General features: G+C 74.9%; 16 protein-coding genes and 1 pseudogene. 8 read left to right on the top strand and 9 right to left on the bottom strand.

Going from position 1 to position 18,248, the window contains the following annotated elements:
* Nucleotides 1-37: 37 nt before the first annotated feature.
* The 5 genes from ACFVXJ_RS03765 to ACFVXJ_RS03745 all read right to left on the bottom strand — a co-directional run bounded on the left by ACFVXJ_RS03765 (nucleotide 38) and on the right by ACFVXJ_RS03745 (nucleotide 6,329).
* Complete coding sequence (locus ACFVXJ_RS03765) at nucleotides 38-2,515, bottom strand: right-handed parallel beta-helix repeat-containing protein (protein WP_389658016.1); 2,478 nt, start codon at nucleotides 2,513-2,515, stop codon at nucleotides 38-40.
* Between the two features lie 127 nt (nucleotides 2,516-2,642).
* Nucleotides 2,643-3,257: a hypothetical protein gene (locus tag ACFVXJ_RS03760; protein WP_389658013.1), complete on the bottom strand. Its 615-nt coding sequence runs from the start codon at nucleotides 3,255-3,257 to the stop codon at nucleotides 2,643-2,645.
* Between the two features lie 222 nt (nucleotides 3,258-3,479).
* On the bottom strand, nucleotides 3,480-4,304 hold the full coding sequence (locus ACFVXJ_RS03755; RefSeq protein ID WP_389658010.1) for an MOSC domain-containing protein: 825 nt from the start codon (nucleotides 4,302-4,304) through the stop codon (nucleotides 3,480-3,482).
* Nucleotides 4,305-4,361: 57 nt separating this feature from the next.
* Nucleotides 4,362-4,889 carry a DUF6643 family protein gene (locus ACFVXJ_RS03750; protein WP_389658007.1) on the bottom strand — a complete coding sequence of 176 codons (528 nt, stop codon included), beginning with the start codon at nucleotides 4,887-4,889 and terminating at the stop codon, nucleotides 4,362-4,364.
* A gap of 267 nt (nucleotides 4,890-5,156) precedes the next feature.
* A complete protein-coding gene (locus ACFVXJ_RS03745) occupies nucleotides 5,157-6,329 on the bottom strand; it encodes a glycosyltransferase (RefSeq protein ID WP_389658004.1) in 1,173 nt (390 codons plus the stop codon).
* A 605-nt stretch (nucleotides 6,330-6,934) separates the two neighbouring features.
* Between ACFVXJ_RS03745 and ACFVXJ_RS03740 the strand changes: the two genes are divergently transcribed.
* The 3 genes from ACFVXJ_RS03740 to abc-f all read left to right on the top strand — a co-directional run bounded on the left by ACFVXJ_RS03740 (nucleotide 6,935) and on the right by abc-f (nucleotide 10,088).
* Complete coding sequence (locus ACFVXJ_RS03740; protein WP_389658001.1) at nucleotides 6,935-7,726, top strand: glutamate racemase; 792 nt, start codon at nucleotides 6,935-6,937, stop codon at nucleotides 7,724-7,726.
* A 122-nt stretch (nucleotides 7,727-7,848) separates the two neighbouring features.
* Nucleotides 7,849-8,196 carry a VOC family protein gene (locus tag ACFVXJ_RS03735; RefSeq protein ID WP_389657998.1) on the top strand — a complete coding sequence of 116 codons (348 nt, stop codon included), beginning with the start codon at nucleotides 7,849-7,851 and terminating at the stop codon, nucleotides 8,194-8,196.
* 212 nt (nucleotides 8,197-8,408) lie between these two features.
* Nucleotides 8,409-10,088, top strand: a complete 1,680-nt coding sequence (gene abc-f, locus ACFVXJ_RS03730; RefSeq protein ID WP_389657995.1) for a ribosomal protection-like ABC-F family protein — start codon at nucleotides 8,409-8,411, stop codon at nucleotides 10,086-10,088.
* Here the strand turns inward: abc-f and ACFVXJ_RS03725 are convergent.
* A pseudogene (locus ACFVXJ_RS03725) lies at nucleotides 10,010-10,450 on the bottom strand (ADP-ribosylglycohydrolase family protein); the annotation flags it as partial. The gene abc-f and the pseudogene ACFVXJ_RS03725 overlap by 79 nt on opposite strands.
* Here ACFVXJ_RS03725 and ACFVXJ_RS03720 point away from each other — a divergent pair.
* From ACFVXJ_RS03720 to ACFVXJ_RS03705, 4 genes are all read left to right on the top strand, one after another.
* Nucleotides 10,409-10,537, top strand: coding sequence for a hypothetical protein (locus tag ACFVXJ_RS03720; protein WP_389658652.1), 129 nt, complete (start codon nucleotides 10,409-10,411; stop codon nucleotides 10,535-10,537). The pseudogene ACFVXJ_RS03725 and the gene ACFVXJ_RS03720 overlap by 42 nt on opposite strands.
* 72 nt (nucleotides 10,538-10,609) lie before the next feature.
* Nucleotides 10,610-11,125, top strand: coding sequence for a hypothetical protein (locus tag ACFVXJ_RS03715; protein ID WP_389657992.1), 516 nt, complete (start codon nucleotides 10,610-10,612; stop codon nucleotides 11,123-11,125).
* A gap of 46 nt (nucleotides 11,126-11,171) precedes the next feature.
* The gene (gene lnt / locus ACFVXJ_RS03710; RefSeq protein WP_389657989.1) at nucleotides 11,172-12,773 is read left to right on the top strand and encodes an apolipoprotein N-acyltransferase; all 1,602 of its coding nucleotides are present in this window, start codon (nucleotides 11,172-11,174) and stop codon (nucleotides 12,771-12,773) included.
* 37 nt (nucleotides 12,774-12,810) lie between these two features.
* Nucleotides 12,811-13,299, top strand: coding sequence for an NUDIX domain-containing protein (locus ACFVXJ_RS03705; protein WP_389657986.1), 489 nt, complete (start codon nucleotides 12,811-12,813; stop codon nucleotides 13,297-13,299).
* Nucleotides 13,300-13,302: 3 nt separating this feature from the next.
* On the opposite strand, the gene ACFVXJ_RS03700 is transcribed toward ACFVXJ_RS03705, so the two are convergent.
* Nucleotides 13,303-14,070 (bottom strand): trypsin-like serine peptidase, encoded by a 768-nt coding sequence (locus ACFVXJ_RS03700; protein WP_389657984.1) that lies wholly within the window; start codon nucleotides 14,068-14,070, stop codon nucleotides 13,303-13,305.
* Between the two features lie 283 nt (nucleotides 14,071-14,353).
* Between ACFVXJ_RS03700 and ACFVXJ_RS03695 the strand changes: the two genes are divergently transcribed.
* The gene (locus ACFVXJ_RS03695; RefSeq protein WP_389657981.1) at nucleotides 14,354-15,643 is read left to right on the top strand and encodes an ATP-binding protein; all 1,290 of its coding nucleotides are present in this window, start codon (nucleotides 14,354-14,356) and stop codon (nucleotides 15,641-15,643) included.
* Between the two features lie 181 nt (nucleotides 15,644-15,824).
* On the opposite strand, the gene ACFVXJ_RS03690 is transcribed toward ACFVXJ_RS03695, so the two are convergent.
* Both ACFVXJ_RS03690 and ACFVXJ_RS03685 read right to left on the bottom strand, forming a co-directional pair.
* Nucleotides 15,825-16,529: a hypothetical protein gene (locus tag ACFVXJ_RS03690; RefSeq protein ID WP_389657978.1), complete on the bottom strand. Its 705-nt coding sequence runs from the start codon at nucleotides 16,527-16,529 to the stop codon at nucleotides 15,825-15,827.
* Nucleotides 16,526-18,151, bottom strand: a complete 1,626-nt coding sequence (locus tag ACFVXJ_RS03685) for a serine/threonine-protein kinase (protein WP_389657975.1) — start codon at nucleotides 18,149-18,151, stop codon at nucleotides 16,526-16,528. The genes ACFVXJ_RS03690 and ACFVXJ_RS03685 overlap by 4 nt, the downstream gene beginning before the upstream one ends.
* Nucleotides 18,152-18,248: the final 97 nt, after the last annotated feature.

Raw genomic sequence — 18,248 nt, 5'->3', positions numbered from 1 at the left:
CCCACCTGTCGGATGTCTCCGGGGCACCCCCTTCGCCTCAGGAGGTGGCCGCCACCCCGGCCGCCACTTCGGCCGCCACCCGGGTCGGCAGCGCCGGCAGGTCGGCCGGGAACAGCAGGGTGAGCTCGTCCGTCCCCGGGTCGCTGAGCTGGGCGACGCGTCCCGCGTGCCGCTCTACCATCGACTCGAAGGTCTGCCGGGCGGTGCGGCCGTTGCCGAAGGCCGGGCCCTTGGGCAGCTCCGTGAAGTACGCCAGCAGCGCTTGCGCGGTCCCCTCGCCCAGCCGGTACTCGTGCTCCTCCGCCTGCTGCTCCACGATGCGCAACAGCTCCCGCGGCCCGTAGTCCCCGAAGGTGATGGTCCGGGAGAAGCGGGACGCGACACCCGGGTTGACGGTCAGGAACCGTTCCATCTCCGCCGTGTAGCCGGCGACGATCACCACCACCGCGTCCCGGTGGTCCTCCATCAACTTCACCAGCGTGTCGATCGCCTCGCGTCCGAAGTCGCGACCGGAGTCCTCCGGTGCCAGGGCGTACGCCTCGTCGATGAACAGCACCCCGCCCCGCGCCCGTTCGAACGCCTCCTGCGTACGGATCGCGGTGGACCCGATGTGCTCGCCGACGAGGTCCACCCGGGACACCTCGACCAGATGACCCCGCTCCAGCACGCCGAGGGAGGCGAGGATCTCCCCGTAGAGCCGGGCGACGGTGGTCTTGCCGGTGCCGGGGGAGCCGGTGAAGACCAGGTGCCGGCGCACCGACGCCGCCTTGAGGCCCGCCTGCTGCCGCCTGCGCCCCACCTCGATCATGTCGGTGAGGGCCCGCACCTCACGCTTGACGCTGTCCAGGCCCACCAGCGCGTCGAGTTGGCCGAGCACCTCACCGGAGCCCCGGGCGGGCGCGGCGGCGGGGACCGGCTCGTCGGCGGGGCGGGGCGCCGGTACCTCGGCGGCCCCCGGTGAGGTGCGGGGCGCGGCCGTCACCGTACGGATTCCCGCGCGCTCGCGGGCGGGGCCGCCGCCGGCGGCCGACCGGGCGGCGAGGCGCGGCCCGGATTCGTCGCTGGTGCAGTCCTCCGCGACGGGGCCGTCCTCCGCGAACTCGTAGCCGCCGCGCGCACAGCGCTCGGTGTGGCACTTGGCGAGCGAGGTACGGCTGCCGTCGATCACATGGAAGCCGAAGCCGGAACTGCCGCTCACGCGGCAGGCGGTGAAGGTGCCGCGACCGCCCGCCGAGACGTAGAAGCCGGCCTCGGAGGGGGAGGTGACCACGCAGCGCTCCAGGACCGGGTCGGCGCCCTTGGTGACGATCACGCCCGTCTGGACGGAGTCGACGGCGCAGTTCGCGAGGGTGCCGCCGCTGCCGTGGTCACGGAACCAGGCGCCGGTCGCCGCCTCCCGGATGCGGCAGTCGTCCAGTTGCGCGGTGGCCCCGTCGCTCACCGAGACGGCCGTGTTGCGCACCTGGGACAGGTCGCTGTCGACCACGTCCACGCGCGAGCCCCGGTCCAGCACGAACAACGCGTCCGGGACGTCGTGCACCCGGCAGGAGTCCAGCGAGGCCGTGGCCCCGTCACTGATCCACACCGCCGGATAGTCACCCGTGCTGTCGTGGATCTCGCAGGACCGGGCATCGACCCGGGTCCCCGGGTCCCACACCGACAGGCCGTTGCGGCCGAAGCGGCGCACGGTGGTGCGGCTCAGCGTGAGCACCGAACGCGAGCGCAGGTCCACCGCGTTCTCCGGGATGTCGTGGATGTCGCATCCGTCGAGCGTGAGAACCGCGTCGGTGTCGAGGGTGACCCCGTCCGCCGAAGTGCGGTGCACCGCGCAGTCGGTGAGGCGGGCCGAGGCCCGCGAGGCGACCTGCACCCCGGCGCCCTTGATCTCGTACACCTCGCACCCCAGAGCCTCCAGGCCGGAGCCCTCGCCGGTGACGGCGATGCCCGCGCCCGTGGCGTGGTGGACCCGGCAGCGCTCCAGGCGCGGGTGACCGCCCCGTACCGAGATCCCGCTCTGTCCGGCCGTAACCACCTCGCACTCCTCGAACACACCGCCGCCGCCGTCGAGTACGGCGATCCCGATCCCGGCCGGGTTCTCCACCGTGCAGCGGCGCACCAGGGGCCGGGCGCCGGCGCCGCGGACCTCGATGCCGGCCGAGGAGCGGGTGTTGACCCTCAGGTCGGTCAGCTCGGGCGAACCGTCCTCGACGAGCAGCGCCGGCGCCGTGCGGTCCTGGCCCTCCAGGTACAGGTCCTGCACCACGGCAGAGGCGCTCACGGTCAGGGCGACGCCGTCGGGCGGGGCGATGCGCACGGACCCGACCGCGCCCTCCGGTCCCCGCAGGGTGACGGCGTGGCGCAGCACCAGGTTCTCCCGGTAGGTGCCGGGCGCGATGGACAGGACGTCCCCGTCCCCGGCGACGGCGAGCGCGGCGGTCAGCGTCGCGTACTCCCCGGAGCGGCGCCGCCAGCGTGAAGACCCGCCGTGTGTCAGCTGGACCGTGCCCTGAGCCATGGTGCTGTCGCGCCCCCACCCTCGTCTTCGCGTCGACGGCGATCACCGCCGCGGCCTGCGCCGCGATCCGTCCGCGGCCGGCCTGCCCGGTCCACCGTAGCGCGCGCGGGGCCGGTGAGTTGCCAGGTCAGCTGCCCGCGCCCGTCCGGCCCCAATCCGGCCCGACCGCCGCCCACGCCCGGTCCAGGCGTATGTACCGCCGATGCATCAGTCGCCGTACGATCAGCCGGCGGATCGTCTCCACCAGCGCGGCCACGCCCAAGGCGGCCGCCAGGCCCGCCATCACGGAGTGGAACGCGGCGGCCGAGGAGGCGAGCGGCTGCCCGACGAGCCTGCCGCTGGTGTCCGTCCATATCCGGAACCTGTCCCCGGGCCGGGGCGGTTCCTCGGCGGCCGGCACGGTCCCCTGGTGGCTGGTGCCGTCCGGCGCCGTCCACGAGGCGAGGATCCGCGTCCGCTGGGGTGTCTGCGGCCCCGCCGACCTGTCGGCGGTCACGCCGTCCGCGAGCGTGCTCTGCGCCGGCCGGAGCACCACGGCCGGGACCAGGTACCGCTCCTGCCGCTGCTCGCGCACGGCCTGCTGGAGCGTGTCGTCCACCCGCGTGCCCGCGAACCAGCCGATGGCCGGGGCGAGCACGAGGACGCACACCGCCGCGGCCAACGCCAGCCACGCCTCGAAAAGATCAGTTCTGCGGCGCAGCGGATTGCGCCGCCAACGCCACACACCCACTGCTGTCCACACGGTCCGGCACCCCCTCGCCTCCGCCTGCCTGCGCGTCCCAGCTTCCCGCATGCCCGGCGGACGCGCATTCCGGAACGCGAGAGACGCGCGCATCCGGCCGCGCCCGGTCCGGAACACGTTCCCCCGTGCCCCGACCCCGGCCGCTGCCCCAGCGTCTCGAATGATCCAACGGTGCCGCCGTGCCCGCCGGTTCCCCGCGGCGGGCGGAGCCCCTCGAAGGTGTTATTCCAGAACGCGCACCTCGTCGCCGACGCGCACCGTCCCCAGCCGCACCGGCACCAGTTGCCGTCCGAACGCCAGGGACTTCCCGATGCGCCGGTGCCTGGCCAGCGTCTTCAGCGGCTCCTTGCCGCGTTCCCCGGTCACCTGGTCGGTGGTCGTGACGACGCACCGCCCGCACTCCCGCACCCCGCGGAACACGGCGTCGCCGACGGCGACGCGCCGCCAGCCGTCCTCGGCCCACGCCTCGGCGCCGGCCACGACCAGGCTGGGGCGGAAACGGTTCATCGGCAGCGGCCCCTCCGCCGGATGATCACCCTCGGCGATCAACGCGTTCAGGGCGTCCAGCGAGGCCAGGGTGGTGACCAGCAGCGGATACCCGTCCGCGAGGCTCACCGTCTCGCCCGGCAACGCGTAGTCCGGGTCCACGGGCCGGCGTACGGCGGGGTCGTCCAGGTACACCAGACGGGCGGGCAGGTCGAGGTAGGCCGAAAACCAGTCGGCCGCGGTCCTCGCCGCCACCACGGTCTCGATCTTCTTGCCGAACAGGACGACCGGCTCCAGCGGACCGGCCTCCGGTACCTCCACGATCAGATCCGCCATGCCCGGGGCCGAAAGCGCCACCCGGCCGCCCTCCAGCGGGCGGGCCGAAGCCAACGCCAACCGGGCCTGTTGACGTTGCGTGATGATCGCGCCCTCGATGTCGATCACGGCCCATCGGCGGTCGGCCGCGAGCCCCCAGGGCTCCACGGCCACCGCGTCGGGAGCGATCCCCGCCACCGACTTGACGGGATGGACGTGGAGCGACTGGACGTACAAATTCGACATGAGTGCATCTTGCCAGTCGCCGCCCCCGCGGACCCCGGCACCTCCGAGCGGCCCCGCCTAGTAGCCGCGCCCCTGGTAGGGCCGGCCGTACGGGTCCTCGTACGAGGGGACCTGCGCGGGCGCCTGCATCGGTCGCGGAGCGGCCGGGCGCATGGCCTCGTACCCGGTGCCGGGCGCGACCGGGCGCGGCTGCTGCGGCTGCGGGGCGTATCCGGCGCGGGCGCCCACCGGCTGCTGCTGCGGCACGAAGGGAGCGGGTGCGTGCTGCAGCGGCACGGGCATCTGGGACTGCATCTGCATCTGCGGTGCGGGCTGCTGCTGCTGGTACGGGTACCCGTACGCCGGCGCGCTCTGCTGCTGCGGCATCGAGGGCGCGGACGGCAGGGCGGGCAGGGCGGACGGGAGGGCCGGCAGGTACCCACCGCTCGAGTAACCGGAACCGGGGGTGTCGTAGGCGGCCGGAACGCGGATCGGGGCGATCTGCGGAGTGCCGCGTTCGGCGACGAGGGAGTCGTAGATGGGGGTGTCCGGGAAGGAGGGCGCGGAGTAGTAACCGCCGCCATAAGTGGAGCGGGGGGAGGTCATGGGACCTAAGTTAAGCCCACGACTTCACGGGGTCCATAGCGAGGTGTCGTCAACACCGCCCTGACCTGCATATTCGCAGGTCAGGGCCACAGCTTTCACTTCACGTTCACCTGCACGATTCGCGACTTCCACCCCACCTTGTCTCTACTCGTACTCACCGGTTGGGTGTTGCACACACTTGGCGTTGACGCACCGTCACGATTCGGAATCCCTCGTGTGACCTCGTATGACGCCCCTTCAGTCGGTCCGCGACCGGCCGACGCCGGGTCAGGCGTCGCTCGGCCGGGCATAGGTCCGGCCCTTCCACGCGGCGCCTCGGCCCCGGTAGTGCAGCACGGCCGAGTCGACGGTCATCAGGAGGTAGAGCAGGGCCGTGAACGGAAGCAGCGGAGCGAGGGCGGCGGGCTGGCGGTAGTAGCGCAGCATCGGCAGGTAGGTGCCGGCCATCAGCAGCCAGGCCGCGCCCCCCGCCCACGCGACGGCCGGACGGTCCAGGGCGAGCCCGGTGAAGAGCGCGGCCGGCGGCATCAGGTAGACGAGCGCCAGCCCGGCCACCGTCCCCGCGAGCAGCAGCGGTTGGTGGCGCAGTTGGGCGTACGCGCTGCGCGACACCATCCGCCACAGGTCGCCCAGCTCCGGGTACGGGCGCACGCTGTCCACCCGCTCCGCCAGTCCGAGCCAGATCCGGCCGCCCGAGCGCCGGACGGCCCGGGCGAGCGAGACGTCGTCGATAACCGCCTGCCGGATCGAGTCGGGCACCCCCGCGCGGACGGCGGCCTCCGTGCGCAGGAGCACACAGCCGCCGGCCGCCGCGGCCGTGCGCCCGGCGGGGCGGTTGATCCGGCGGAAGGGGTACAACTGCGCGAAGAAGTAGACGAAGGCCGGTACGACGAGCCGCTCCCAGAACGTGGCCACCCGCAGCCGCGCCATCAGCGAGACCAGGTCGAGGCGGGCGGAGGTCGCGGCGGCGACGAGTTCGCGAAGGCTGTCCGGCTCGTGCGCGATGTCGGCGTCGGTGAGCAGGAGGTACTCGGGCTCGGTGGGGCGGGCGGTGCGCGCGTGCGCGATGCCGTGGCGCAGCGCCCAGAGCTTGCCGGTCCAGCCGGCCTCCGGGGCGCCGGGGGAGACGATGGTGAGGGGCAGCCCCGGGAGTTCCCCGGCCAGGCGCCGGGCGAGGTCCGCCGTACCGTCCGTACTTCCGTCGTCCACGAGGATCACCTCGGCGGCGCCGGGGTAGTCCTGGGCGAGGAGCGAGGGCAGGCTGCGGGGCAGCACCTCCGCCTCGTCCCTGGCCGGGACGACGATCGCGACGGACGGCCAGCGGGCGGGGGCGGTGCGCGGGGGGAGGCGGACGTCGGTGCGCCAGAACATGCCCTGGGCGAACGTGAGCCAGAGCCAGGCGGTGAGGGAGGCGTAGGCGGCGGTGAGGAGGAGGCCCATGGCCGCAGTGTGCCGAACCGGACGGGGCCTGTCGCGCACCCGGGAGCCGTGGCGCCCCGCGCGTCCGGGCCGTGCGGGGGCCGGTTGGTCGCCGTCCCGGCAGTGGGGCTCGCCGGGGGCGACGCCGCCGGGCGGGGCGGTGGGTGGTCGCCGGTAGCGACCCCTCGGGCGCGGGGCGCGGGGCGCGGGCACGTCGGCCGACGCGACGCGGGCCGGGTGGTCGGATCGTCGGGCCGACGACGGCGGCGGCCGGAGCGGGCGCCGCGTCGCGGTGTGCCGGGTCCGGTGCGGCCGGGGGGCTTCCCCGCGAGGGCGGCCGGCGGGGCGGCGTCGGCCGGCCGCGGGTCCGGTGCCGCGTCGGCCGGCTGCCCGCGCCCGGACAGGGCGACCGCTGGTCCCCCGGAGGCGCGGCGTGGCGAAGGCGAGGACGAAGGCGTCGGGACGACGGTGTCGGTTGCGCGGCCCGTCCGGGTCGGCAGGCCGGTGTGACACGCTCGGTCGTGGAGTGGCACCGGGGTGGGGCGGGGGCCGGGCGGGGGCCGGGCGGGGGCCGGGTGAGGAGCTTGGTCGCGGGGCCGGCGGTCCGCGTCGTTTAAGGTGACCAGGTGAAGATCGCCCTCATGGACTCCGGAATCGGCCTCCTCGCGGCGGCCGCCGCGATGCGACGGCTGCGGCCCGACGCCGATCTGCTGTTGTCCAGCGACCCCGACGGGATGCCCTGGGGGCCGCGTACTCCCGCCGACCTCACCGGGCGGGCCCTCGGCGTCGCCCGGGCCGCCGCCGAGCACCGCCCGGACGCCCTGGTCGTCGCCTGTAACACCGCCTCCGTGCACAGCCTGCCCGCCCTGCGCGCGGCGCTGGAACCCGCCATCCCCGTCATCGGCACCGTGCCCGCGATCAAGCCGGCCGCGGCTTCGGGCGGCCGGGTCGCCATCTGGGCGACGCCGGCCACCACCGGAAGCCCGTACCAGCGCGGGCTGATCGCGGAGTTCGCCGCCGGAGCCCAGGTCACCGAGGTGCCCTGCCCCGGCCTCGCCGACGCCGTCGAGCGCGGCGACGAGGAGTCCGTCGTGCGGGCCGTCGCCGCGGCCGCCGCGCTGACCCCGGCCGACGTCACCGACGTCGTACTCGGCTGCACGCACTACGAGCTGGTCGAGGCGCCGATCCGGGCCGCCCTCGCCGAACGGACCGGCGGGGCGGAGCTCGTCTTCCACGGCTCCGCCGAGGCGGTCGCCGTACAGGCGCTGCGCCGCATCGGTGCCCGCCCGGAGCCGGGTCTGCCGCGCACCGGCGGGCTGACCGTCCTGCTCGGCGGGCAGCCGGGGTCCCTCCCGGCCGCCGCGCTCGGCTACGCCGAAGGCCGGCTGCTCGTGGAGGGCGCGCCGCTCGCGCACTGAGCCCACCCGAGGCCCCGGCCCCGGCCCGGCCCGTTCGGGCGTGTCGCGCCGGCGATGAGTTTCCCGCCCCGACGGAGTCGTAAGGGTGACGGGTACCTCACGTGACCGAAGGGCGGCAGGCCATGATCTTCACCCACGTACTCGCGGTGGCCCCGGTCGGCGACATCGAGGTCGCCGTCCCCTGGTACGAGCGGCTCCTGGGCAGGCCGGCCGACGCGCGACCGATGGCCGGCCTCGCCGACTGGCACATCTCCCCGTCCGCCTGGGTGCAGGTCTTCCAGTCCCCGGAGCACGCGGGGACGACCCTGCTCAACCTCGTGGTGGACGACCTGGACCGGGCGCTCGCGGAGTTGGCCGGTCGCGGCATCACGGCGGGGGAGGTCCAGCCGGGTGCGCAGGCGGTGCGGTTCGCCGCCGTGCACGACCCCGACGGCAACCGGATCACCCTGATCGAGAACCCGGTGGCCTGACATCGTCCAACCAGCACCGCCCAACCAACGCTGTCCAACCTCCCCTCTCCCGGCCCGATGGGGCAAACGGGTGGCCCTCGCGGCGGCCCGTGGGTATCGTGGGGTGCGGAACGAGACGAAACGTCTCGTTCTGTAGGCGGTCGATCAAGGACGGACCCCGCCCGGGTCCCGCGCCGCCGACCCCGCCCCATCCGCCGACGAAGGGATCGCCCTTGCGCGCTCGCGCCCCACTCGCTTCCACCCAGATCGTCCTGTCCGAGGTCACCAAGCGGTACGACACCCGCCTCGTCCTGGACCGCGTCGGCTTCACGGTCCGCCCCGGTGAGCGGGTCGGTATCGTCGGTGACAACGGTTCCGGCAAGTCGACCCTGCTCCGGCTCCTCGCCGGCCGGGAGCGCCCCGACCACGGACGGGTCACCGTCACCGCGCCCGGCGGGGTCGGCCACCTCGCCCAGACCCTCGACCTGCCCCCGACCGCCCGGGTCCGGGACGCGATCGACCTCGCGTTGGCCGAACTGCGCGCGCTGGAGCGCCGCATCCGCTCCGCCGAAGCGCGGCTCCGACAGGCCGGTCCCGAGGAACTCGCCGCGTACGCCGACCTCCTCGCCGCATACGAGGCCCGCGGCGGCCCGGACGCCGAACGGCGGGTGGCGACCAGCCTGCGCCGGCTCGGCGAGCGCACCGCCCCCGACCCGGAGCGGCGACTGGGCACCCTCTCCGGCGGGCAGCGCTCACGGCTGGCCCTCGCCGCCACCCTGGCCGCCGAACCGGAACTGCTGCTGCTCGACGAACCGACCAACGACCTCGACGACGAGGCCGTTGGCCGGCTGGAGGAGCACCTGCGCGCCCACCGCGGCACCGTCGTCGTCGTCACCCACGACCGGCTCTTCCTGGACCGGGTCACCACCGCCATCCTGGAAGTCGATCAGGACCGCCGCACCGTACGCCGGTACGGCAACGGATACGCCGGATACCTCGCTGGTCGCGCCGCCGAACGCGCCCGCCGGCAGCGGGAGTACCAGCGGTGGCGCGAGGAGGTGCGGGACGCGGAGCGGCTCGCCGACACCAACATCGACCGGTTCGCGGCGATCCCGCGCAAACTGCCGCGCGGCTTCAGCGGGGCCGGTGCGTTCCGGGCCCGCTCGCGGACCCACGGCGCGGCCGGCCGGATCCGGGCCGCCCGCGAGCGTCTGCACCGGCTGACCGAGAACCCGGTGGCGGCGCCCCCGAGCCCGCTCCGCTTCACCGGGCGGTTCACGGCGGCCACGACGGGCGTGGTGGAGGTGAGCGAAGTCGCCGTGCCCGGGCGGCTCGCACCGACCTCCTTCCGATTGGAACCCGGTGAACGGCTCCTTGTCACCGGGCCCAACGGAGCGGGAAAGTCCACCCTGTTGCACGTCCTCGCGGGAGAACTCGCGCCCGGACGGGGCGCCGTACGCACACCCCGGCGCGTGGGTCTGCTGCGTCAGGACGACCCCTGGGGTCGGGAGTCCCGGTCCGTGACCGAGCTGTCCGGGCCGGAGTACGCGGACCGGGTGGCCACCCTCGGCCTGCTGGCCCCCCACGACCTGAGCCGCCCCGTCCGGGACCTCTCGGCGGGTCAGCGCCGCAAGCTGGAACTGGCCAGGCTGGTCAGCGGCCCGCTGGACCTACTGCTCCTCGACGAGCCGACCAACCACCTGGCCCCGGCCGTGGTGGAGGAACTGGAGGCGGCGCTGGTCGACTTCACCGGGACCCTGGTCCTGGTCACCCACGACCGGCGGCTGCGCGCCGCCTTCCGAGGCCGCCGGCTGGAGCTGACCCCGCACCACCCTCAACCGGCCGCGGACCCGGACCCGGCTCCGGACCCGGCTCCGGCCCCGGCTCCGGCCCCGGCTCCGGCGAGCCGCTGAGCCAACGGCCGCAGTCCGTCCGCGTCCAGCACCCGCCCGCCGAACCCGGGCAGCGGCACGTGCAACGGCCCGGTCCACCCGCCCGGGATCGCCCCCTGGCCGTACCGCGCGCCGGCCAGGGTCCCGGTCACCGCCGCCACCGTGTCGGTGTCCCCGCCCAGGTTCACGGCGGCCCGGACGGCCTCGGCGAACCCGGTGGTGGTGCGCAGCGCCCACACCGCCGAGCCGAGACAGGGCCACACCGCCCCGTTGAACTCGGTGGGCAGGTCGGGGTGCCAGGCCGGGTCGAGCACGCGGGCGTAGCGCTCGCGGTGGTCCGGGTGCACCGCGCCCAGCACCTCGGGGAGGGCGCCCAGCGCGTCGCCTTCGCCTCCCGGGCCCTGCACCGGATCGTCACCGGCCGCCACCCGGCGCTGCGGGACGCCCTGGTCGGGCTGCTCCCCGGCTAGGCGTCCGCGAGGAGGGAGGCGGGCGGCGCCGTGTCGGCGGGCGTGGGCGCGGGACGTGGGTACGCTGCACCCATGACGGGTCACCCCCCGGGTCCGCTCTGGACGGGCCGCGCCTCCAACCGCGTGCAGTGGCTGCTCGCCGCGGCCGGCGCCGCCTGCCTGGCGCTCGCCGTCGAGCTCGCCGTCGACGCCAACCGGACCTCCGGGACGGTGCCGCTGGTCATGTCCGTGATCGGCTGCCTCGCGGCCGGCCTGCTCATCCTCTTCGGCACCCTCGCCTTCGTCCACGTCGCCGTCACCGTCGACTCCCGGGCCGTGGAGATCCGCTGCGGCCACATCGGGCTGCCCCGCCGCACCATCCGGCTCGCCGAGGTGGCCTCCGCCGAGTTCGTACCCCGGATCACCCCGCAGCACTGGGGCGGATGGGGCTACCGCTGGCGCCCCGAGCGGGGCACCGCCGTCATCGTCCGCCGGGGCGAGGGCCTCGAGCTGCGCCTGGACGACGGGAAACTGTTCACCGTCACCGTCGACGACGCCGAGAACGCCGTCCGGGTCATCCGCACCCACCTGCGGGCCCTGGCCCACTGAGCCTCCCGAGGGACCGCGCGGGGCGTGGGGACGTACACTCCGCCCAATGAGCACCAGTGTCACCCGAGCGGCCGGGAACGAGCCCGCGCAGTCCAGCGCACCGGAGAGCGGCGCCACCGCCCTGCACCGCCTGCGGGGCGCCTGGCCGACCCGGGCGGCGCTCGCCGCGCTCGCCGGGGCCCTGCTCTACCTCAGCTTCCCACCCCGCCCCCTGTGGTGGCTGGCCCCGTTCTCCCTCGCCCTGCTGGCCGGCTGCCTGCGCGGTCGCCGAGCCCGGGCCGGCTTCGGCCTGGGCTTCGTGTTCGGGCTGGGCTACCTGCTGCCGCTGCTGGTGTGGACCAGCGAAGGCGTCGGCCCGGTCCCGTGGATCGCCCTCGTCACCCTCGAAGCGCTCCTCTTCGGGCTCACCGGCCTCGGCATCGCCCTGGTCGGCACCCTCCCCGGCCGGGCGCTGTGGGCCTCCGCCCTCTGGATCGCAGGCGAGGCGCTGCGCGCCCGGGCGCCCTTCGGCGGCTTCCCCTGGGGCAAGCTCGCCTTCGGCCAGGCCGACGGCTTCTTCCTGCCGCTCGCCGCGCTGGGCGGCACCCCGCTGCTCTCCTTCGGGGTCGCCCTGTGCGGATTCGGCCTGTACGAGGCCGTCTGCGTCGCCCGCTCCCGGCCGGGCCGCACCGCCGCCGCGCTCGCCGCGCTCATCGTCGCCCTCCCGGTCGGCGCGGCCCTCGCCGCCCGGCCGCTGGTCTCGGACGCCGCCGAGGACGGCACCGCCGTGGCCGCCGTCGTCCAGGGCAACGTCCCGCGCGCCGGGTTCGACTTCAACTCCCAGCGGCGCGCCGTACTGGACAACCACGCCAACCGCACCCTCCTGCTCGCCGACGACGTCAAGGCCGGCCGGGTCCGGCAGCCCGACTTCGTCGTCTGGCCGGAGAACTCCTCCGACATCGACCCCTTCAGCCAGCAGGACGCCCACGACGTCATCGACCGGGCCGTCAAGCGCATCGGCGTGCCCGTCGCCATCGGCTCAGTCCTGGAGCCGCCGACCGGCCCGCTGCGCAACACGATGATCCTGTGGGACCCGGTCAAGGGTCCGACCGCGACGTACGACAAGCGCAAGATCCAGCCGTTCGGCGAGCGCATGCCGATGCGCTCCTTCGTCCGGATCTTCAGCAAGGACGTGGACCGCGTACGCCGCGACTTCGGCCCGGGCAAGGACCCCGGCGTGTTCGACATGGCCGGCAGCCGGGTCGGCATGGTGACCTGCTACGAGGCGGCCTTCGACGACGCCGTCCGCTCCACCGTCCAGGCCGGCGCCCAGGTCATCGCCGTACCGAGCAACAACGCCACCTTCGGCCGGAGCCAGATGACCTACCAGCAACTGGCCATGGACCGGGTGCGGGCCGTCGAACACAGCCGGACCGTGCTCGTCCCCGTCACCAGCGGCGTCAGCGCCGTCATCCGGCCCGACGGCACGGTCGTCCGGCAGACGAAGATGTTCACCGCCGACGCGCTGGTCGCCGAGATCCCGCTGCGCTCGACGTCGACCCCGGCCACCCGGCTCGGACCGCTGCCCGAGTACGCGCTGCTCCTGGTGGCCGCCGGGGCGCTCGCCTGGGCGGCGACCCGCCGGGTTCGCGCCCGCCGGGCCGCATGACGCGGGTGACCGACACCCGACCTCGTAGGGTCGGGCCATGACCACACCTGACTACATACGCGCGATCCGCGAGGCCGGGGCGGGGCACCTGCTGCTCCTGCTGCCCGGCGTCACCGCCATCGTCGTCGACGACCGCGACCGGATCCTGCTCGGCCGCCGCGCCGACACCGGCCTCTGGTCGGTGATCGGCGGCATCGCCGAACCGGGGGAGCAGCCCGCCGAGACGGCGGTGCGCGAGGTGTACGAGGAGACCGCCGTGCGGTGCGTCGCGGAGCGGGTCGTGCTCGTCGAGATGTTGGAACCGATCACCTACCCCAACGGGGACGTCTGCCAGTTCCAGGACATCACCTTCCGCTGCCGCGCCACCGGCGGCGAGGCCCGCCCGCACGACGGCGAGCTGCTCGAAGTCGGCTGGTTCGGCGCGGACGCCCTGCCCCCGCTGGAGCCCTTCGCCGTGCGGCGCGTCCGGCGCGCGCTGCGCGACGAACCGACCTGGTTCCGGCCCCCGGCCCCGGCCGTCGACTGAGGCTCAGCCCGCGACCGCCGCCTCCCGGTACAGCTCCACGGCCTGGTCGCCCATCACCGCGCTGTACGACACCTCCGGGACCAGGCCGCCTTCCTGGTACCCGCCCAGCACCCCGGCCAGGGCGCCGTTCACCAACCAGGGGCTGCCGCTCGTGCCGCTGCTGAGGTCGGGACAGTCGACGCGGCGCTGGGTCGGCGAGAACAGGCTGGTGGCGTTGGTGCAGCGCAGTGGGGAATCGTCACTGCTCGGGTAGCCGACGATCGTCACCGTCGCGTCCGCCGGCTGCTCGGACGCCACGGGGAAGCCGCCCACCGCGTCCTCCACCTGCCGGGACCCCGAGGTCGGGGCGACCGACGCGAACGCCACGTCCTCGTCCGGGTCCCGCTCCTGCGTCCAGCGCGGCGCGACGTACACCCCGGTCACCTTCCACAGCCCGTAGGGGGCCTTCCCGTCCCGGTAGCCCGGCGCGAACACCGTGCTGTCGGGGTTGTCCAGGCAGTGCGCGGCGGTGGCGATCACGCTCCGGTCGTCGCTGTGCACCACGGCGGCGGTGCAGAAGTGCCCCCCGTCCAGGCCACTCGCGAACAGTGCGCCCACCCGGTCGGCGGCGATGCCCGGGTCGGCCCGCGCGGTCACGCCGAGCGGCGGCGCGGCCCCGGCGTCCGGCAGATCGACGCTCAGCAGCGCGGCCATCGCCGCCAGCGCGAGCAGGACCCGGGACGCCCGCCGGACGCGGGAGGAGCCGGTGGGGGCGGCCTGTCGGGGGAGCATGCGGCGGATCATGCACCTGAGCCTGCCCAGCGAGCCTGTGGCCGGCGCCCCCGATTCCATAAGAATCCGCTGTGAATCCCCGATCGGGCATGTGGGAAGTGCCGAAACGGCCCGCATTTCCGACACGTCCGCCGGACGAAAGGCACGAGTCCGCAGGCGGAAGCGGCGAGTCTATGGACGACCCGGACGGTTTCCGGGGCCGGTGTTGTGCACCGCGGAGGGTGATCACGCGGCCCGGCGCCCCTAGCCTCGCCGCAGGAGCACGAACGAGGGGCGGTACCCGGTGAACTGGCTGATCCACGATTACCGCGAGAGCGATCTCGCCGCGGTCGTCCATCTGATCGACACCACGGCGGAACTCGGCCAGGAGTCCGTCTTCTCGCTCGCCGAGTGCATCAGCGCGCTCACCGACCGGCAGCCCTGTGTGGTCGCCGTCCACCAGGGCGTCCCGATCGGTGCCGCGCTCGCCTGCGTCACCGGGGAACGCGCCTGGGTGATGCGCATCGCGATCGCCGCGGGCTGGCGCGGCCGCGGCCTGGCCAGCGCACTGCTCGTCGAGCTGGAGCGGCGGCTGATCGCCGCCCGCGTGGGGCGGATCGCCTACGTCCTGCCCGAGGAGGACCTGCTGGGCGAAGGGCTGCTCAACGCCGGCTACACCCGTCAGCCCGCCGTCGCCTACTTCGAGAAGACCGAGCCGTTGCACGGGCCGGCGGCCGGCCTCCTCGACGACCTGGGCGGCCGGTTCCTGCCCAACGACCTGTGGGCGAAGGTCGCCGGGATGGAGAAGGAGAAGGACCTCATCGAGCGCCGGGTGGTCCTCCCGCTCGCCGAACCCGAACGGGCCGCCGCGCACGGGGTGCGACCGCCGCGCGCCATCACCCTCTTCGGGCCGCCCGGCACCGGCAAGACCACCTTCGCCCGCGCCATCGCCTCCCGCCTCGGCTGGCCCTTCGTGGAGCTGCTGCCCTCCCGGCTCGCCGACGAGGGCAACCTCGCGGCCGCGCTGCGCGACGCCTTCGCCCGGATCGCCGAGCTGGAGCGGGTCCTCGTCTTCATCGACGAGGTCGAGGAGATCGCACCCGTACGGACCGAGCCGGCGCAGCCCGGCGGCATCCACGGCGTGACGAACGAGCTGCTCAAGCTGATCCCCGGCTTCCGGGAGGGCGACGAGCGGCTGCTGGTCTGCGCCACCAACTCCATCCGCTCCCTGGACCCCGCCTTCCTGCGGCCCGGGCGCTTCGACTACCTGATCCCGATCGGCACCCCGGACGCCGGGGCGCGCGCCGCGATCTGGTCCCGCCACACGGCGGGCCGCCCGGACGTCGACGTGGCGGCGCTGGTGGAGGCGACCGAGCTGTTCACCCCGGCCGACATCGAGCACGCGGCGCGCATCGCGGCCCAGGTGTCCTTCGAGCGGGACCTGGAGGCGGTGGGCGCCCGCGGCGCGTCGGCCGCGCAATTGGGGGCGGGCACGGGGGACTACCTGGCGGCGGTCGCGCAGTGCCGGCCGACGGTGACCCCGGCCATGACGGGCGAGTTCGCGGCGGACATCACGGCGCACGCCCGCTTCTGACCGCCGGGCACGCGCGTCACCGGCGTGCCCCACCACAGACGTGCCTGCCACGGACAGGCCGGCCAGGAAGGCCCGCGGCCGCCGCTCACCCGAGCGGTCGCGGGCCTTCGCGCGCGTGGGCCCGCTGCCGGAACCCGGACGCCGGATGCCGCGACCCGGATGCCGGGAGCGGGCCCGGGCCCTACGCCCGACAGCGGTAGGTGAACTCGACGGCGTCGGCCCGCCGCCCCGGCGCATCGAGGCGCAGCTCGGCCCGCGCGGCGTACGTGCCGACCCCTTGGAAGGTCCACAGCAGGTGCAGCCGGGCCTCCTTCCGCCCGCTCGGCACGCGTTCGGTGAGCTGCTCGGATCGCTTCCCGTCGCTGCGCTCCCAGTGGTAGGTCAAGGTGCCGGGGCGCCCGTTGGTCCGTACGACGGCCACCACGTCGGCGGCCGCGTCGCAGCCGGGCCCCTCGGGGTCGGTGGTCACCGCCACGTCCCGGACGGCGAAGGCCGGGCCGAAGCGCTGCCAGCCCAGGTAGCCGAGGACGGCTACCAGGACCACGGCGGCCAGGGTGTACCGACGCCACTGGCCCCGGCGGCGGCCCGGGGCCGCCGCAGGCACGGTCACCGGGAACGGCGCCGGGATCGCCGTGGTGACGCCGGGGCCGAACCGCAGCACCGGTCCGTCGACCCGGTCGGGCGCGGCGCCTGGGACGGTCCGGGGGGTGTCGAACCGCAGGGTGCCGCCCGGCAGCCCGCTGTCGGCGGGGCCGCCGTCGTACCGCTGGGTGGGAACGTCCCGGCGCCGGGTGTCGGTCGGCGGCTGCGGCGGGCCGCTGAACCAGTGGCTGCCGAGGACGGTGGCGCTGTAGTCGTCGCCCTCCGCGGGGTGGGGATCGTTCATCGCGGCGGCTCCTGGCACCTGGGGATGGCCTTCGAGACGATCACGGGCTTCCCGGCGGACGGTGTCGTGGTGACGCGGACGCTCAGATGGCAGCCCGCCCCGCGGGTGAACGTGTGGGCCCGGGTCACCGGCCCCGTACCGGCCCGCACCGGCACGGAGTCCGTGCCGTCCGCGACGCGCAGGTCCGCGAGGTCGTTTCCGAGGAACCACTCCAGTACCACCGTCGCCGGGCCGCCCTTCACATCGAGGGACACCGTCACCTGTCCGGTGCTCGGGCCGGTCAGCAAGGTGGCCTCGACCCCGGAGACGGTGACCGTCGGGGTCGGGCTCGGCTTCGCGGTGGGGGTCGGCTTGGTGGGCGTCGGTGTCGGCGCGGGCGTCGGGCTCTGGCTCGAACTCGGCGTCGCGGACGGCGAAGCCGAGGCCGAAGGGAAGACGGACGTGGAAGGCGACGGCGACGGCGACATCGACGCCGAGGGCGTCGGTGTCGCGGACACGGAGGCACCCGGGACCGGCACAGGCCCCCCACCGCCAGGCGGGCCCGCGCTCGACGTCGCGAACGCGCTCAGCGTCGCCGCCCCGCCGGACTCCCCGGCGACGGCCTCGTACGAGAACAACAGCAGCGCCCCGATCACCAGCATCGCGGCCGCCGCGAGCGCGCCGCGCCGCCCCGGCGACCAACCGGCGGGCGCAGGGGGGAGGACCGTCGTCGCGAGCGCGGTGGTGCCGCCCGCCGTGGCCCCGGCCGACGGGAACAGCAGCGGCAGCAGCGCCGCCAGGGCCGCCAGCTTCCGCTGCCCGCGCTCCTCCCAGCCCGCCCCGTAGCCGGCCAGCGCCACCTGCTCCAACTCCGCCACGAACGCCTCGGCGTTCTCCGGCCGCTCCTCCGGCGTCTTGGCCAGACCCCGGCGGATCAGCGGGCGGACCGGCTCCGGCGCCTGCGACTCCGGTACCGGACCTTCCACGTGCTGGACCGCCAGCTCGGCGAAGTTCGTCCCCCGGAACGGCTTGTGTCCCGTCACGCACTCGAAGAACGTCGCCGTGGCCGCGTACACGTCGGCCGCGGGCGAGGCCGGCCGACCCTGCCACTGCTCGGGCGCCATGTAGGCCGGGGTGCCCGCGACACCCGGGGTGGAGCCGCGCCCGGCCGCGATCCCGAAGTCCACCAGTTTCGAGGAGCCGTCCGCCGCGACCAGCACGTTCTCCGGCTTGTAGTCGCGGTGCACCACCCCTTGCCGATGGGCGGCGGCCAGCCCCAGCAGGGAGCCCTTGAGCAGCACCAGGGCGGCCTCCGGGTCGGTGCCGCCGGACTGCTTCAGCAGGGCGCGCAGGGAGATCCCGTCGACGAGTTCCATCACGATGGCGGCGCCGCCGGGCGCCTCGGCGTACTCGCAGTACTCGTAGAACGCCACCACGTGCGGGGAGCGCAGGCCGCCCAGGAGCCGGGCCTCCGCCCGGAACTCCCCGACGAAGGCCGGGTCCTCGCGCAACCGCTCGCCGAGGTACTTCACCGCGACCGGCGTGCCGGTGGCGTCGTGGACGCAGAGCACCACCCGCCCGCTGCCGCCCGCGCCCAACTCCCGGACCGGCGTATACCCGGGAACCGTCCACACGTCGTTCATCGTTCCCCCTCCGTGGCCCCACCCTGTCCCGGCGCCGGTCCGTACGGCCGGCCACCCCCTGGGACACGGTTTCCGCCATGGCCGGTTCCCGCCCGGA

It is taken from the genome of Streptomyces sp. NPDC058279, assembly GCF_042881255.1.
Lineage (GTDB): Bacteria > Actinomycetota > Actinomycetes > Streptomycetales > Streptomycetaceae > Streptomyces.
Note: the sequence above shows the minus strand (reverse complement) of the source record. Positions and strands in the feature narration are given on the sequence as shown.

What these genes read in the sequence shown, in the direction of transcription:
- ACFVXJ_RS03755 (WP_389658010.1), bottom strand. Translation starts at nt 4,304, where the DNA reads ATGTCGAATTTGTACGTCCAGTCGCTCCACGTCCATCCCGTCAAGTCG.
- ACFVXJ_RS03765 (WP_389658016.1), bottom strand. Translation starts at nt 2,515, where the DNA reads ATGGCTCAGGGCACGGTCCAGCTGACACACGGCGGGTCTTCACGCTGG.
- ACFVXJ_RS03715 (WP_389657992.1), top strand. Translation starts at nt 10,610, where the DNA reads ATGACGGGTCACCCCCCGGGTCCGCTCTGGACGGGCCGCGCCTCCAAC.
- ACFVXJ_RS03690 (WP_389657978.1), bottom strand. Translation starts at nt 16,529, where the DNA reads ATGAACGATCCCCACCCCGCGGAGGGCGACGACTACAGCGCCACCGTC.
- lnt (WP_389657989.1), top strand. Translation starts at nt 11,172, where the DNA reads ATGAGCACCAGTGTCACCCGAGCGGCCGGGAACGAGCCCGCGCAGTCC.
- ACFVXJ_RS03735 (WP_389657998.1), top strand. Translation starts at nt 7,849, where the DNA reads ATGATCTTCACCCACGTACTCGCGGTGGCCCCGGTCGGCGACATCGAG.
- ACFVXJ_RS03685 (WP_389657975.1), bottom strand. Translation starts at nt 18,151, where the DNA reads ATGAACGACGTGTGGACGGTTCCCGGGTATACGCCGGTCCGGGAGTTG.
- ACFVXJ_RS03750 (WP_389658007.1), bottom strand. Translation starts at nt 4,889, where the DNA reads ATGACCTCCCCCCGCTCCACTTATGGCGGCGGTTACTACTCCGCGCCC.
- ACFVXJ_RS03745 (WP_389658004.1), bottom strand. Translation starts at nt 6,329, where the DNA reads ATGGGCCTCCTCCTCACCGCCGCCTACGCCTCCCTCACCGCCTGGCTC.
- ACFVXJ_RS03705 (WP_389657986.1), top strand. Translation starts at nt 12,811, where the DNA reads ATGACCACACCTGACTACATACGCGCGATCCGCGAGGCCGGGGCGGGG.
- ACFVXJ_RS03700 (WP_389657984.1), bottom strand. Translation starts at nt 14,070, where the DNA reads ATGCTCCCCCGACAGGCCGCCCCCACCGGCTCCTCCCGCGTCCGGCGG.